The organism is Pedobacter sp. ISL-64, assembly GCF_018613605.1.
Lineage (GTDB): Bacteria > Bacteroidota > Bacteroidia > Sphingobacteriales > Sphingobacteriaceae > Pedobacter.
In genome coordinates, this window is the sequence record NZ_JAGGPU010000011.1 from 77,403 (window position 1) to 92,035 (window position 14,633).

Below are 14,633 nucleotides of genomic sequence, written 5' to 3' on the forward strand. Positions count from 1 at the left end.
ACTGAACTATACATTTCCAAAAACCTTTTATCTGGCTGTAAGAGTTTGAACCACAGGTAGAAAGAGTGCATGAGAATATAAAATTCGTGTTTGTCTGTGTGTATCTGTGATTAAAAACGCTTAACGTAATAACATTGGATGCGGGTTCGCTATAGGGTATTTAATCGTCAACTATTAGCTAATAATAACAATGTCCATCGTGAGGTGAAATCTGAAGGAAACCTGCGGTAAAGTTCCTGCCCAGGGAACACAAATATTTTCTGCCATCCCTGCTTTTCTAACGTATTACCCACGCTGCTGTCTAATGAAAGGTATGATTTTTTGGGGTATAGGGGCGGTCACTATCTGAATAAATTTTGGCTTCTGTTAAGGAGTTCATTACTAGCGTCCTTTAAATTTATGGGAAAAATTGGGCGGAGGTGACACTCTAGGTAATGTATTTTTAACCCGCTTATTATCAGTTGTTAATGGTTTTTTGCTTGTGCTGATAGTCTTATTCTAACTATATTGTGAGACCATTATTGTAACAAAAGAGATGTGGAAAACTTTTTTGTGGTAAAAAGTGGTAAAAAGTGGTAGAACTATTTACTTTTACACTAGATATAAAGTGTAGATACCACTATGACCCAACTTTTAGGAGAATTCGATTGTAAACTTGACGCAAAGGGCCGCCTTATGGTACCTGCTGCGCTTAAGAAACAATTGCCTGAATCTGAGAAAGAAGGGTTGATCATTAACCGTGGTTTTGAGAAAAACCTGGTGATCTACCCTAAAAATGTATGGGATGCCGTTGTGGCCGATCTTGCCAAGCTTAATATTTACGATCAGGAAAACAGGGCCTTTGTACGGGCTTTTACGCGTGGGGCTACCGAGCTTTCGCTTGATGCGGCAGGCCGTGTGCTTTTGCCGAAATCTTTGGTAGAATATGCGGGTATTGGTAGTGATCTTGTTCTGGCCTGCCAGTTGGATCGTATCGAGGTGTGGGATAAAAAAGCATACGAAGATATTTTTGATGATGTTCCGGCCAATTTTGCAAGCCTTGCCCAGAAAGTAATGGGCAATAAGAAAGGAGGGGCGGATGGCGAATAATTACCATATTCCTGTAATGTTGCAGCCTTGTATTGATGGTTTGAATATCAAACCTGACGGGGTGTATGTGGATGTTACTTTTGGCGGCGGTGGTCATTCGAGAGAGATTTTGAAACATCTTGGACCGAAAGGAAGATTGATCGCATTCGATCAGGATCCTGATGCCCAGGCGAATGTTCCTGCAGACGATCGTTTTGTTTTTATCGACCAGAACTTTGGTTTTTTGAAAAATAATCTCCGCTTAAAAGGTTTTAAGCAGGTTGATGGTATTCTGGCTGATCTTGGGGTTTCCTCGCATCAGTTTGATGTGCCACAGCGTGGCTTCTCTATCCGTCATAATGCCGATCTGGATATGCGTATGGATCAGCATCGCGATTTAACGGCTGCCGAAATACTGAATACCTATACAGAGGATAAGCTGCATAAAATCTTTGGGATTTATGGAGAAGTGAAAAATGCTAAATCGTTGGCCCGTGCCATCGTGACTTCGCGTTTGGAGCAGCCTTTTACCGATATCGACAGTTTGAAGGCGGCAATTGCGGGTTATATCCCAAAAGGAAAAGAGAATAAATATCTGGCGCAGGTGTTTCAGGCGTTGCGCATAGAGGTGAATGCTGAAATACAAGTGCTTGAAGATTTTTTACTGCAGGCTGCTGATGTGTTGAAGCCGGGCGGTCATTTAGTGGTCATGTCATACCATTCTTTAGAAGATAGGCCGGTTAAAAACTTTATGGCGAAAGGCAAATTTCAGGGTGAGGTAGAAAAGGATTTTTTTGGAAATCAGCAGAAACCATTTAATGTAATTACACGCAAAGCGATAATTGCCACTGATGAGGAGATTGCTCAAAACAATAGGGCCCGCAGTGCGAAACTAAGAATTGCAGAAAAGATATGAACAGGTTTAGGGAAGAGATAGAGGAGGAAGAAGTTGGGCCTGAACCAGAGTTAAAAGCTGCGCCCAAAAGGCCAAAAACTGCTGAAGAAAAAATGGATAGTAATTCATTTATCAGTAAGCTTTTTAATGATGGATTAGTAAGTAAAGAGGCGGCAACTGATGCTTTGCCTTATTTGTGTTTTCTGGCGCTTTTGGGGATGATTTACATTGCTAACAGTCATTTTGCGGTAAACAATGTTCGTCGGATTGATAAATTAAATAAAGAAGTAAAAGAATTAAGATGGGAGTATAAATCCCTTAAGGCTGACCTGATGTTCAAGAGTAAACTGACAGAGGTTGCCAAAAAGGTAGATACCCTTGGGATAAAAGAACTGATTGAACCACCAAAAAAAATAATTGTTAAAAGCGATGAATATTAGAGCAAACATCTTGCTTCGTGTATATCTGGCATTTGGCTTAATTGTGCTTTTTGCTTTCGCGGTGTTTTTACGCCTCGGTCAGGTACAGTATGTGCAAGGGAAAAAATGGAAAGCTATGGCAGATAGTCTTTCTACACGATATGTAAATGTGGAGGCTACCCGTGGGAATATTTATTCTAACGATGGCAGTTTACTGGCTACTTCGATACCGGAATACGAACTGCGCATGGATATGTTCGCCGGTGGCATTGCTGATAAAGATGTGTTCAATGAAAAAGTTGATTCTTTAGGTTATAAGCTCTCGCAGATTTTTCAGGATAAAACGGCTAAGGAATATGCTAGATACCTGCGTAAAGGCCGCCAGGACAGCTCGCGCTATTTACTGATTCACCGAAAAGTAGGTTATGCTGATCTTAAAACCATCAGGACTTTTCCATTATATAACATCGGTAAGTTTAGTGGCGGTTTAATTGCCGTTCAGCAGAATAAACGTATTCTTCCTTTTCAGGCTTTGGCTGCCCGTACCATTGGTTATAAAAATGAGAATGTTAAAAACGGTGTTGGTTTAGAAGGAGCTTATAAGGAATATATCAACGGCGAAACCGGAAAAAGATTAATGCAACGTATCGCTGGAGGTGTGTATATCCCGGTAAATGAAGAAGCTGAGGTGGCTCCGAAAGATGGTGCTGATATTATTTCGACCATCGATATCAATATGCAGGATCTGGCGCAAAGTGCTTTAGAAAAACAGTTGATCAAATCGCAGGCCGATCATGGTGCGGTGATTGTGATGGAAGTGGCCACGGGCGAAATCCGTGCGGTAGCCAATTTCTCTAAAGTAGAAGAAGGAGTATATAAGGAAAAGTTTAACTATGCCATTGCAGGTAATCAGGATCCGGGTTCAACTTTTAAACTGGCCTCATATATGGCTTTGCTGGAGGATGAACTGGTTGATACAAATACCATGGTTGGAACGGGTACCTATAAAATCCCTGGCCATACAATTAAAGATTCTCACGGAAGTATAGGTGTGGTAACGGTTAAAAAAGCATTTGAACAATCATCAAATGCAGCGATTGCATATCTGATCAACAGTAAATATGGAGCTAACCCTAAAAAGTTTACTGATCATTTGTATGATTGGCATTTAAATGAAAAGATGGGCTTGCAGATTCCTGGGGAAGCTATGCCAGCGGTAAAGAATCCAAAAACCAATAAAAGTTGGAACAAAAATATGACCTTACCGCAAATGGCTTATGGTTATGAGATGCAGTTAACGCCACTTAAAATGTTGTCGTTGTATAATGCAGTGGCTAACAATGGTAAAATGGTAGCGCCAATTTTTGTAAAAGAGATCAGAAGGCTGGGTAATCCGATTGAGCAGTTTAAAGCAAGGGTAATCAACGATAAAATCTGTTCTGATGTTACCTTAAGCAAGATCAAAAAAATGCTCGAAGGTGTGGTATTGGAGGGTAGCGGAAAGCAAATCGTTTACAATCCCTTATATCCGATTGCAGGTAAAACGGGTACCGCACAGGTTGCTGATGCAAACAAAGGTTATAAGGCAAATAAGCAGTATCAGGCTTCTTTTGTGGGTTATTTTCCTGCTAATAAACCTAAATATTCGATGATTGTGGTAATTAACGATCCAAAGGGTGCTTATTACGGAGCATTGGTTTCAGGACCTGTATTCAGGGAAATCGCCGACCGTATTTATGCCAGCGATATGCAGATGTATAACGATATGCCGACCCGTTTGGTAGGTAATACGGGTAATCCGCCAACAAAAGCAGGACAGAGTAAAGCGACTCAGAAAGTGTATAAAGCATTTGGTTTTAAACCGCTTTTTGCTTCAAAATCTGAGTATTACAATATTATAGATACCAGTGCGGGAACAGTTTTTCAGGAAAATAACGAGCGTAAAGGTGTGATGCCAAATGTGACGGGAATGGGTCTGAAAGATGCACTGTACCTTTTGGGAAATGCGGGTTTGAAAACAAAGGTTTCGGGTTCTGGAAAAGTGATCAGTCAATCCATCATCGCCGGAACAAAGGTAGGTAAAGGATTGGGTGTACAGATAGAGTTGAATTAAGGCGTAAGGTAAAAGGTATAGGGTTTAAGGTCTTGCTACTCGATACTCATTACTTAATACTAAAAAAATAAACAATAAAATGAGAGAATTTTGAATGAGTGAATGTTTAAAGGCTATAGCCACATTCTATCATTCTCTAATTCAATCATTCAATAATTAATAGGATGCAATTACAGGATTTACTTTATGGCGTAACGATTAAAGAATTGGTTGGTAGAACCGATAGAGAAATCAATGCGCTGAATTTCGATTCGCGTAAAGTAAGTAAAGATGATGTCTTTTTTGCCGTAGTGGGCACTGTAGCTGACGGACACCAGTTTATTGAGCAGACTATTCAGCAGGGGGCAGGTGTAATTATCTGTGAAAATTTACCAGAGATCGATGATTTTACTGTTACCTACATCAAAGTAGATAATACTGCTGTGGCTTTGGGTATCATTGCCGGGAATTATTTTGGAAACCCATCAGCAGATCTGAAACTGATCGGCATAACAGGAACCAACGGAAAAACCACCATTGCTACTATTCTTTTTAAATTATTTAAAGATTTAGGTTACAAAACCGGGCTTTTATCAACGGTAGAGAATTATATCAATGATACAGTAGTGGCGGCAACGCATACCACACCAAATCCGATCGCATTAAATCAGCTCTTAAGAGAAATGGTCGATGCGGGTTGCGATTACTGTTTTATGGAAGTAAGCTCACATGCAGTTTCTCAACACCGGATTGAAGGCTTGACTTTCTCAGGTGGTGTATTTTCGAATTTAACACATGATCATTTAGATTTTCATAAAACTTTTGATGCTTACCTGAAAGCTAAAAAAGCATTTTTTGATGTACTGCCTAAATCGGCATTTGCATTGACCAACATCGACGATAAAAACGGAGTGGTGATGCTGCAGAATACAAAAGCGCATAAAAAGACCTATGCACTTAAACAACTGGCCGATTTTAAAGCAAAAATTATTGAGAACCAGTTTAGTGGCCTGCATTTAGATATCGATAACGAAGACGTTTACTTCAAACTTGTAGGTTCTTTTAATGCGTACAATTTATTGGCCGTGTATGGAACAGCCATTTTGTTGGAGCAGGATAAGTTAAAGGTGCTGACTTTGTTGAGCCGTTTATCAGGCGCTGAAGGAAGATTTGATTACATCACCTCCGCAGATAAGATTATAGGTATTGTAGATTACGCGCATACGCCAGATGCTGTTCAGAATGTGTTGAGTACCATTGCCAATATCCGCAAAGGAACCGAACAGGTAATCACAGTGATTGGATGCGGGGGAGATCGTGATAAAACCAAACGCCCTATTATGGCTCAGGTAGCATGCGATTGGAGCGATAAAGTGATCCTGACCTCCGACAATCCCAGAACAGAGGACCCACAGACGATTATCAGCGAAATGGAAGCAGGTGTGTCACCAACCAATAAGCGTAAAACCCTATCCATTTTAGATAGAAAAGAAGCAATAAAAACAGCCTGCCATTTAGCGCAGCCAGGAGACATTATTCTTGTTGCTGGTAAAGGGCATGAGAAATACCAGGAAATTAATGGCGTAAGGAACCATTTTGATGATAAAGAAATTTTACTTGAACAATTAAAACCAATCAGCTAATGTTATATTTATTATTCGAATACCTGCATAAGCATTATGATATACCTGGGTTAAGGTTGTTTCAGTACATCACTTTCCGTGCATCTATCTCTATTATTTTATCATTGGTAATTACCACCGTTTACGGACGTAGGTTAATTGATTACCTGCATAAAAAACAGGTTGGAGAAACGGTAAGGAATTTAGGTTTAGAAGGACAGATGCAAAAACAAGGTACACCAACAATGGGTGGTATCATTATTTTGCTGGGCATTCTTATTCCAACCTTGTTATTTGCCAATATCTCCAATATCTATGTGATTTTAATGATAATTACCACGATCTGGATGGGTGCTGTAGGCTTTTTAGATGATTATATCAAAGTTTTCAAAAAGAATAAAGAAGGTTTAGCGGGCCGTTTTAAAGTAGTTGGTCAGGTTGGTTTAGGCTTAATTGTAGGTTGCACCATGTACTTCCACCCAAATATTGTGGTAAGGGAAACTGTACAGGACGATGTAAAAAGCACCTCTACGGTTCCAATGGTATTGCGCCAAAAAGGCGAAACCTTTTATTATACACAAGATGTAAAATCGACTAAAACCAATATGCCTTTTTATAAGAACAATGAGTTCGATTATGCAAAGGTATTGAAGTTTTTGGGCGCCGATTACCAGAAATATGCATTTTTTATCTTCCTGATCGTAACGGTATTTATCATTACTGCGGTATCGAACGGGGCAAATATTACCGATGGGATTGATGGTTTAGCTACGGGAACTTCGGCAGTAATCGGGATCACGCTCGGTATTTTGGCTTATGTATCGGGTAATACCATTATGGCTGATTACCTCAACATTATGTATATCCCAAACTCTGCAGAGCTGATGATTTTTGCAGGTGCATTTGTGGGTTCCTGCGTAGGTTTCCTGTGGTACAACTCTTACCCTGCGCAGATTTTTATGGGCGATACTGGAAGTTTGGCCATTGGGGGAATCATTGCCTCATTTGCCATCATGATCCGCAAGGAGCTATTGATTCCGATTTTATGTGGAATATTCCTGGTAGAACTGGTGTCGGTAATTATGCAGGTGTCTTATTTTAAATATACCAAGAAGAAATTTGGCGAAGGCCGCAGGATTTTCCTGATGTCGCCTTTACACCACCATTACCAGAAAAAGGGATACCACGAGGCCAAAATTGTAACGCGTTTCTGGATTATCGGAATCATGCTTGCAATTATGACCATTGTAACATTGAAACTGAGGTAGTTCAAGGTAGAAGGTGTAAGGTTTAGGGTTTGAGGTGATTAACCCTGACAAAATATAAAACTAAGATGCCCTCAAGTGCCTTAGTTGGTGAAAAAATAGAATTAGAATACCCCTTAGTGGTAAATAAAAAATAAAAGATTGAAATGTGATGGTATTCTTGTCTTGATACTTGATACTCACCACTTAATACTAAAAAAAATAATAATGAGTACGAATAACATCACATCAAGCAATACTAAGTCAGCGATGACCGGGCAGGGCCGTGTGGTTATTCTTGGTGCCGGCGAAAGCGGAGTTGGTGCTGCAAAATTGGCTCTGGCAAAAGGTTTCGATGTTTTTGTTTCCGATTACGGTATAATTACCGATAAATATAAAGCTGCATTAGAAAAACTTTCCATTCCATTCGAATCTGAAAAACATACCGAAGAACTGATCTTAAATGCAACAGAGGTAATTAAAAGTCCGGGTATTCCGCCTACGGTCCCAATTATTAAAAAATTGGTCGCAAAAGGTGTTCCTGTGGTTTCGGAAATTGAATTTGCCAAAAGATATACCAATGCAAAAACCATCTGCATTACGGGTTCAAACGGTAAGTCGACTACGAGTTTATTAACCTATCACATCCTAAAAAATGCTGGGTTAAACGTGGGGCTGGCTGGTAATATCGGACAGAGTTTTGCAGCACAGGTGGCTACAGAAGATTACGAATATTATGTACTGGAGATATCAAGCTTCATGCTTGATGATATGTTCGCTTTTAAAGCGGATATCGCAGTTTTACTTAACATCACTCCAGATCATTTAGACCGTTACGATTATAAACTGGAGAATTATGCTGCATCTAAAATGCGGATTGTTCAAAACCAGACAGCAGAAGATGTTTTCATTTATTGTGCAGATGACCAAGAGAGCCTAAAAGCCATCGCGTTGATTAAGCCTGTGGCGAAAGCCTTTCCCTTTTCAATTACTAAAAAAGTAGAACTGGGTGCTTATTTAGAAGAAACTACTATACATATCCTTACAGAACCAAATAACCAACTAACCATGTCTATTTCAGATTTAGCCTTACAGGGCAAGCACAACATTTACAATTCTATGGCCTCAGGCATTGTGTCTAAAGTTTTAGAATTAAGAAATGAGACCATCCGCGAAAGCATGGGCAATTTCAAAAATATTGAGCACAGGTTAGAGCATGTGGCCAAAATTTCGGGGATCGATTTTATCAACGACAGTAAAGCCACCAATGTGAACTCTACCTGGTATGCTTTAGAGAGTATGACCAGTGATGTAGTATTGATTATGGGCGGTGTTGATAAGGGAAACGATTACAACATGCTTAAAGATCTGGTTAAAAGTAAGGTTAAGGCTATCGTTTGTTTGGGTAAGGATAACAAACGTATCCACGATGCTTTTGAGGATGATGTAGAAGTAATTGTAAATACTTTTTCGGCAGATGAAGCAGCGCAGATTGCTTTCCATTTGGCTAAACGTGGTGATACAGTATTGTTATCGCCAGCTTGTGCCAGTTTCGATCTGTTCAAAAATTACGAAGACCGCGGTAACCAGTTTAAAGCGGCAGTTAGAGAATTATAATAGGAGGTATAATATATGTTCCAAGCACTACTTAATAAAACAAAAGGCGATAGATGGATCTGGTTGATCATCATCCTGCTTTCGCTTATATCCGTAATGGCGGTGTACAGTGCAACAGGTACCTTGGCATATAAAAAAGGAGAAACGGTAGAAAAGCTTTTGCTTACCAAACATTTGATTTTTGTGCTGATGGGTATCGGGATGATCTATATTGCCCACCTGCTCGATTATCGCTATTATGCCGGTATTTCGAAGGTATTGATGATCGTTACCATTCCGTTGCTGTTCTATACATTAATATTCGGAACGAATTTGAACGATGCATCAAGATGGGTTAAAATACCGGTAATCGGATTAACCTTTCAAACTTCCGATTTGGCTAAACTCGCATTGATTACCTTTTTGGCCAGGATGCTAACCAAAAAGCAAGAAAATATTAAAAATGTTAAAGAGTCATTTATACCAATTATGGGCTCTGTTTGTGTGGTATTTGTTTTAATCGCACTGGCTAACCTATCTACAGCATTAATGCTGTTTGGTGTAAGTATTTTGCTGTTAATTATCGGTAGGATCAGTATTAAACAGATCGCGATTGTTTGTGCAGGTGGTTTCGTACTGTTATTGTTTGTTTTCTTTTTGGGTCCAAGGAGAAAAACATACATGTCGCGTATTAATACGTTTATGCATCCTGAAATGCAGCATTCAGATAAAACTTTCCAGGCAGATCAGGCAAAAATTGCTTTGGCTACTGGTGGTGTTTTTGGTAAAGGACCAGGTAATAGTACACAACGCAATTTCCTACCACATCCATATTCCGATTTTATTTTCGCCATTATTATTGAAGAATGGGGAACTGTGGGAGGAATTGTAATCATGATACTATACCTGGTGCTTTTATACCGATGTATCAAGATCGTAACGCGGGCACCCAAGGCCTTTGGTGCACTTCTGGCAGCCGGACTAAGTTTCAGTCTGACCATACAGGCCTTTGCAAACATGGCGGTAGCGGTAGGGTTGGGTCCGGTAACAGGGGTTCCGCTGCCTTTGGTAAGTATGGGCGGTACATCAATGATCTTTACCAGTGTGGCCTTTGGGATTATACTCAGTGTAAGCCGTGATGTAGAGGAAAATGCAAATGCGTTAACAAAAGAAGAAAAAGAGAAAGTAAAAAATAAAATAATAATAGGTGAAATACCTGCAATAGCTTAATTAATGATTGAGTTTTGAGTGATAGAATGACTGAATTAGCAAGTGAGAGAATAATTAATAATTGAATAAAACATCCTAAAGTTTTAAAGTTGAAATTTAAATTAATAAACGATGGAGAATGTAAGTAAAGTAGATTTTGTAACAGCAATAAAAGCAAGAACAAAAAAGTTTGTTTTAGATTCAATTAAGCTCTATCAGGTATTACCCAAAACGGAAGAAGCGAGGATCTTAGGAAAGCAATTTATTAGATCTGCATCTTCAGTTGGAGCAAATTATAGAGCTGCTTGTAGAAGTAGATCGAAAGCTGAGTTTTATGCAAAACTTAGTATTGTAGTAGAGGAGGCTGATGAAACAGCTTTTTGGATTGAAATTTTAACAGAATCTGGAATAACAGATTTAGCCAAAGCTCAACCATTGTTAAAAGAAGCAAATGAAATTTTGGCAATTGTAGCGAAGGCACGAAAAACAGTAAGTAATAATAAGTAAATGAGAATGATTGAATTAGAGAATGTAACGATCGCTGTTAAGCACTCACTCATTCAAAATTCAATCATTCACTAATTAAATAATAAATGAATAATTCCCCAAAAATTATCATATCAGGTGGTGGCACCGGCGGGCATATTTTTCCCGCCGTGGCCATAGCCAATGCGCTAAAACGCATGGTGCCAACCTGCGAGATTTTGTTTGTGGGTGCAATAGGTCGCATGGAGATGGAAAAAGTTCCCGCGGCCGGATATAAAATTATTGGCTTGAACATTAGTGGAATGCAGCGCGGCTCGATTGTGAAAAATCTGGCGCTTCCGTTCAAAGTAATCGGTAGTGTGCGCAAAGCCATGCAGATTATCAATGATTTTAAGCCCGATGCCGTAGTAGGTGTTGGAGGTTATGCCTCAGGCCCACTATTGTATGCAGCCTCTTTGAAAGGAATTCCTTACCTCATCCAGGAACAGAATTCTTATGCCGGAATAACCAATAAATGGTTAGGTAAAAAGGCTTCAAAAATCTGTGTTGCCTTTGATGATATGGATCAGTTTTTTCCAGCTGACAGGATATTGAAAACAGGAAATCCTGTCCGCCAGGAGGTAATTGATATTAAAGGAAAACATTTTCAGGGTGCCGAACTGTTAAAGCTCGATCCATTGAAAAAGACCATTATGGTTACCGGTGGAAGTTTAGGCGCAGGTACGCTGAATAAGGCAATTGAAAAACACTTACCCGATATCCTTGCTCAAGATGTGCAGGTGATCTGGCAAACAGGTAAATATTACTACAAAGAGATTATAGAAAGATTGGGTTTAGCATATCATCCCAATGTTCGCATCCTTGAATTTTTAAATAAAATGGACCTCGCTTATGCAGCAGCAGATGTAATTGTGAGCCGGGCAGGAGCTGGAACCATAGCAGAACTTTGTTTGATTAAAAAACCAGTGATATTGGTGCCTTCGCCAAATGTTGCAGAAGACCATCAAACCAAAAATGCGATGGCCCTGGTTAAAAATGCAGCAGCAATATTAATTAACGACCGCTCTGCAGAAGACACTTTGGTTAAAGAAGCATTGGCGTTATTAAATAACAAAGAACAGTGTGAAAAACTTTCAGAAAATATAGGTGAAATGGCATTGCCATCGGCAGACGAAATTATAGCGAACGAAGTATTGAAACTAATAAAGCGGAAAGACTAAAGTAAAAAGACCAAAGTCTGAAGGCAAAAATAGGTAGAGAATAAAAATAAATAACATAACTGGAGTATTGAAAGGAAGCTTTAAGCTTTGGTCTTTCAACTTTCAGCTTAAAACAGTAGAAAGGCGGGCTTTAAGCTTTAGTCTTTCCACTTTTAGCTTAAAATAAAATGGAACTAAGTAAAATAAATAGGGTTTTCTTTGTAGGTATCGGTGGTATCGGCATGAGTGCGCTTGCCCGTTATTTTGCTAAACGCGGACAAGTAGTTTGTGGTTACGATAAAACCAGGACTAAGCTGACCGAAACCTTAGAGCAGGAAGGCATTCTCATTACGTATCTTGATGAAGCCTCTTCGCTGCCCTGTGCATTTTTGGATGATCATGATGATACCCTTGTGGTTTACACTCCAGCGATTCCAAAAGATGCTAAAATTTTAAACCATTTTATAAATAAAGGTTTTGCACTTAAAAAACGTTCTGAGGTTTTAGGGATCATCAGTAAAGGAATGTTCTGTATCGCAGTTGCGGGTACACATGGCAAAACCACAACATCATCTATAGTTGCGCATATTTTAAAAGATACCGGCTACGATTGTACCGCTTTTTTAGGTGGGATAACCAGTAACTATAACAGTAATGTGCTTTTCGGTAAGAACAATGTTGTAGTGGTAGAGGCCGATGAATACGACCGTTCTTTCCTAACCTTGCACCCGGATGTAGCCGTGGTTACTTCTATGGATGCAGATCACCTGGATATTTACGGAGATAAAAGTCACCTCGAAGAATCTTTCCGTTTGTTTGCCGGTCAACTTAAAGCAGAAGGTGTGCTTTATGCGCACGAAGGACTACCGCTTGAAAAAAGCACCAGTTATGCGGCAAGTTCAACGGCAACTGCAAAGGCAGAAAATTTAAGGGTAGAAGGGTCGAAATTTGTGTTCGATTATACCGATAATACACAAAGTATCAAAGATATTAGTTTAATGCTACCCGGTAAGCACAATGTCGAAAATACAACGGTTGCCATTGCCATTGCGCTGCAATTGGGTATTGATGCAAATAAGGTGAAACAGGCGGTTGCCAATTTTAAGGGTGTTAAACGCCGCTTTGAGTATATTGTGAATAATGGCAATCAGATTTATATTGATGATTATGCACATCATCCTGAAGAACTGAGGGCTTGTTTTGATGCGGTAAGACAGTTGTATCCAGATAAAAAGCTAACGGTGATTTTTCAGCCGCACCTCTTCACACGGACAAGGGATTTTGCTGATGAATTCGCAAAAGTTTTAAGCACGGCTGATGAACTGATGCTGCTGGAGATTTATCCCGCAAGAGAATTGCCGCTTGAAGGGATAAATGCACAGTTTTTATTGGATAAAATCACTTTGGCAGATAAAAAAATATGTGGAAAAGATTTTGTGGTTCAGCATGTTAAGGACACAAAACCTGAATTAATTTTAACAGTAGGTGCGGGAGATATCGACACGATTATCGAACCCCTTAAAAATACTTTAAACAATGCTTAAACGGATAAACTGGAGCGCAATTTTTACTGGCTTTGCCTGGCTGATCAGCTTGGCAGGGGTGGTGGTGCTTTTGAGTTTTATCAATGTGAAGAAACAGACAGTTAAATGTACCGATGTTAAGATCCTGATTCCCGGAGCTGATAATTTTATTGAGCGGGAAGAAATCGATGCCATTTTAAAAGAAGATCAAGGTGTTCTTTTAGGTCGTAATCTCGAGAATATCAATATTCATAAGATCGAGAAAAAACTGCAGTCTAACCCTTACATCGGTTTTGCTAAAGTATATGTAGATATGGATGGAGTACTGCACATTGAAGTAAAACAACGCCAGCCCATCCTTCGCATATTGAACGAGAACGGGCAGGATTTTTACATTGATAATGATGGACTGAAAATGCCTATTTCATCAAACTTCACTGCCAATGTGCTTGTGGCAACAGGGCATATTACAGAGGTTTTTGGAAGCAGAGTTGATACCCTGCATACGCAATTGGCAAGAGATTTATATAAAACTGCGCAGTATATTAAGCAAGATACCCTTTGGGATGCTCAGATAGAACAGATTGTGGTTGATCAGAAAAACGACATCGAACTGATCCCAAGAGTAGGTAATCAACGTATTGTTTTGGGTAATGCCGATTCGCTTGAAAAGAAAATGAAGAACCTGTTGCTGTTCTATAAAAAAGCAATGCCGCAAGTAGGTTGGGATACTTATAAAACCATCAATATTAAATATACCAACCAGATTGTTTGTGAAAAAAGAGATTCGACAGAATTAGGGAAAAAAGCAAAAACAATTTCTGCTGCCGATAGTTTGAGGATACAACGAAACGTAACCGATTCACTGATCAACAGCACAATTGTGGCGGCTATGGATGACCGGCCAGAGGCAGATGAAGCCGAAAAGGTGACACCTAAAAGAGAAGCGCCCAAAAAGCCCGAAGCTAAAAAAATTGAGCCTAAAAAGGTAGAGGTAACGAAGATAGAAGCCAAAAAGCCCGAGCCTAAAAAAGCAGAAGTGAAAAAGGAGGCATCTAAAAAAACAGTACCAGTTAAAACAGAAGTAAAAAAGTCAGCGGTTGCGCAGGCCGCCAAACCGAAGGAAACAAAGCCAGCGGATAAAAAAGAAAAACCGAAGCAAACGGTAACAACACAGCCAAAGCCGGCAAAATCTGAGGCCCAATTGAAGAAAGAGAAAGAGGCAAGAGAGAGAGAAATCAGGGCCCTGGAAAAACAGTATAAAACTCAGCAAAATTAAC

General features: G+C 39.6%; 12 protein-coding genes. All 12 read left to right on the forward strand.

From position 1 onward, the window contains the following. Positions 1–621: 621 nt before the first annotated feature. The 12 genes from mraZ to J7E57_RS16605 all read left to right on the forward strand — a co-directional run bounded on the left by mraZ (position 622) and on the right by J7E57_RS16605 (position 14,632). Positions 622–1,089, forward strand: a complete 468-nt coding sequence (mraZ, locus tag J7E57_RS16550; RefSeq protein WP_215131986.1) for a division/cell wall cluster transcriptional repressor MraZ — start codon at positions 622–624, stop codon at positions 1,087–1,089. Next, the gene (gene rsmH / locus J7E57_RS16555) at positions 1,079–1,984 is read left to right on the forward strand and encodes a 16S rRNA (cytosine(1402)-N(4))-methyltransferase RsmH (protein ID WP_215131988.1); all 906 of its coding nucleotides are present in this window, start codon (positions 1,079–1,081) and stop codon (positions 1,982–1,984) included. The genes mraZ and rsmH overlap by 11 nt, the downstream gene beginning before the upstream one ends. Beyond that, positions 1,981–2,403: an FtsL-like putative cell division protein gene (locus J7E57_RS16560; RefSeq protein ID WP_108199761.1), complete on the forward strand. Its 423-nt coding sequence runs from the start codon at positions 1,981–1,983 to the stop codon at positions 2,401–2,403. Before rsmH ends, J7E57_RS16560 begins: the two co-directional genes overlap by 4 nt. Beyond that, positions 2,393–4,495: a penicillin-binding protein gene (locus tag J7E57_RS16565; protein ID WP_215131990.1), complete on the forward strand. Its 2,103-nt coding sequence runs from the start codon at positions 2,393–2,395 to the stop codon at positions 4,493–4,495. The genes J7E57_RS16560 and J7E57_RS16565 overlap by 11 nt, the downstream gene beginning before the upstream one ends. 164 nt (positions 4,496–4,659) lie before the next feature. After that, complete coding sequence (locus J7E57_RS16570; protein WP_215131992.1) at positions 4,660–6,117, forward strand: UDP-N-acetylmuramoyl-L-alanyl-D-glutamate--2,6-diaminopimelate ligase; 1,458 nt, start codon at positions 4,660–4,662, stop codon at positions 6,115–6,117. After that, the gene (gene mraY / locus J7E57_RS16575) at positions 6,117–7,364 is read left to right on the forward strand and encodes a phospho-N-acetylmuramoyl-pentapeptide-transferase (RefSeq protein WP_215131994.1); all 1,248 of its coding nucleotides are present in this window, start codon (positions 6,117–6,119) and stop codon (positions 7,362–7,364) included. Before J7E57_RS16570 ends, mraY begins: the two co-directional genes overlap by 1 nt. 204 nt (positions 7,365–7,568) lie before the next feature. Next, the gene (murD, locus tag J7E57_RS16580; protein ID WP_251029947.1) at positions 7,569–8,957 is read left to right on the forward strand and encodes a UDP-N-acetylmuramoyl-L-alanine--D-glutamate ligase; all 1,389 of its coding nucleotides are present in this window, start codon (positions 7,569–7,571) and stop codon (positions 8,955–8,957) included. Positions 8,958–8,972: 15 nt separating this feature from the next. Next, entirely contained in the window at positions 8,973–10,166 is a 1,194-nt protein-coding gene (locus tag J7E57_RS16585) for an FtsW/RodA/SpoVE family cell cycle protein (protein WP_215131996.1), read from the forward strand. Positions 10,167–10,277: 111 nt separating this feature from the next. Further along, positions 10,278–10,652 (forward strand): four helix bundle protein, encoded by a 375-nt coding sequence (locus tag J7E57_RS16590; RefSeq protein ID WP_215131998.1) that lies wholly within the window; start codon positions 10,278–10,280, stop codon positions 10,650–10,652. An 86-nt stretch (positions 10,653–10,738) separates the two neighbouring features. Continuing rightward, the gene (gene murG, locus J7E57_RS16595) at positions 10,739–11,851 is read left to right on the forward strand and encodes an undecaprenyldiphospho-muramoylpentapeptide beta-N-acetylglucosaminyltransferase (protein WP_215132000.1); all 1,113 of its coding nucleotides are present in this window, start codon (positions 10,739–10,741) and stop codon (positions 11,849–11,851) included. 167 nt (positions 11,852–12,018) lie between these two features. Continuing rightward, positions 12,019–13,374: a UDP-N-acetylmuramate--L-alanine ligase gene (gene murC, locus J7E57_RS16600; protein WP_215132002.1), complete on the forward strand. Its 1,356-nt coding sequence runs from the start codon at positions 12,019–12,021 to the stop codon at positions 13,372–13,374. Then, positions 13,367–14,632, forward strand: coding sequence for a cell division protein FtsQ/DivIB (locus J7E57_RS16605; protein WP_215132004.1), 1,266 nt, complete (start codon positions 13,367–13,369; stop codon positions 14,630–14,632). The genes murC and J7E57_RS16605 overlap by 8 nt, the downstream gene beginning before the upstream one ends. Position 14,633 lies beyond the last annotated feature (1 nt).

Bases quoted from the DNA above. Each gene is read 5' to 3' on its own strand.
- J7E57_RS16565 (WP_215131990.1), top strand. From the start codon at position 2,393: ATGAATATTAGAGCAAACATCTTGCTTCGTGTATATCTGGCATTTGGC.
- murG (WP_215132000.1), top strand. From the start codon at position 10,739: ATGAATAATTCCCCAAAAATTATCATATCAGGTGGTGGCACCGGCGGG.
- mraZ (WP_215131986.1), top strand. From the start codon at position 622: ATGACCCAACTTTTAGGAGAATTCGATTGTAAACTTGACGCAAAGGGC.
- mraY (WP_215131994.1), top strand. From the start codon at position 6,117: ATGTTATATTTATTATTCGAATACCTGCATAAGCATTATGATATACCT.
- murD (WP_251029947.1), top strand. From the start codon at position 7,569: ATGAGTACGAATAACATCACATCAAGCAATACTAAGTCAGCGATGACC.
- J7E57_RS16585 (WP_215131996.1), top strand. From the start codon at position 8,973: ATGTTCCAAGCACTACTTAATAAAACAAAAGGCGATAGATGGATCTGG.
- J7E57_RS16570 (WP_215131992.1), top strand. From the start codon at position 4,660: ATGCAATTACAGGATTTACTTTATGGCGTAACGATTAAAGAATTGGTT.
- J7E57_RS16605 (WP_215132004.1), top strand. From the start codon at position 13,367: ATGCTTAAACGGATAAACTGGAGCGCAATTTTTACTGGCTTTGCCTGG.
- rsmH (WP_215131988.1), top strand. From the start codon at position 1,079: ATGGCGAATAATTACCATATTCCTGTAATGTTGCAGCCTTGTATTGAT.
- J7E57_RS16590 (WP_215131998.1), top strand. From the start codon at position 10,278: ATGGAGAATGTAAGTAAAGTAGATTTTGTAACAGCAATAAAAGCAAGA.
- J7E57_RS16560 (WP_108199761.1), top strand. From the start codon at position 1,981: ATGAACAGGTTTAGGGAAGAGATAGAGGAGGAAGAAGTTGGGCCTGAA.
- murC (WP_215132002.1), top strand. From the start codon at position 12,019: ATGGAACTAAGTAAAATAAATAGGGTTTTCTTTGTAGGTATCGGTGGT.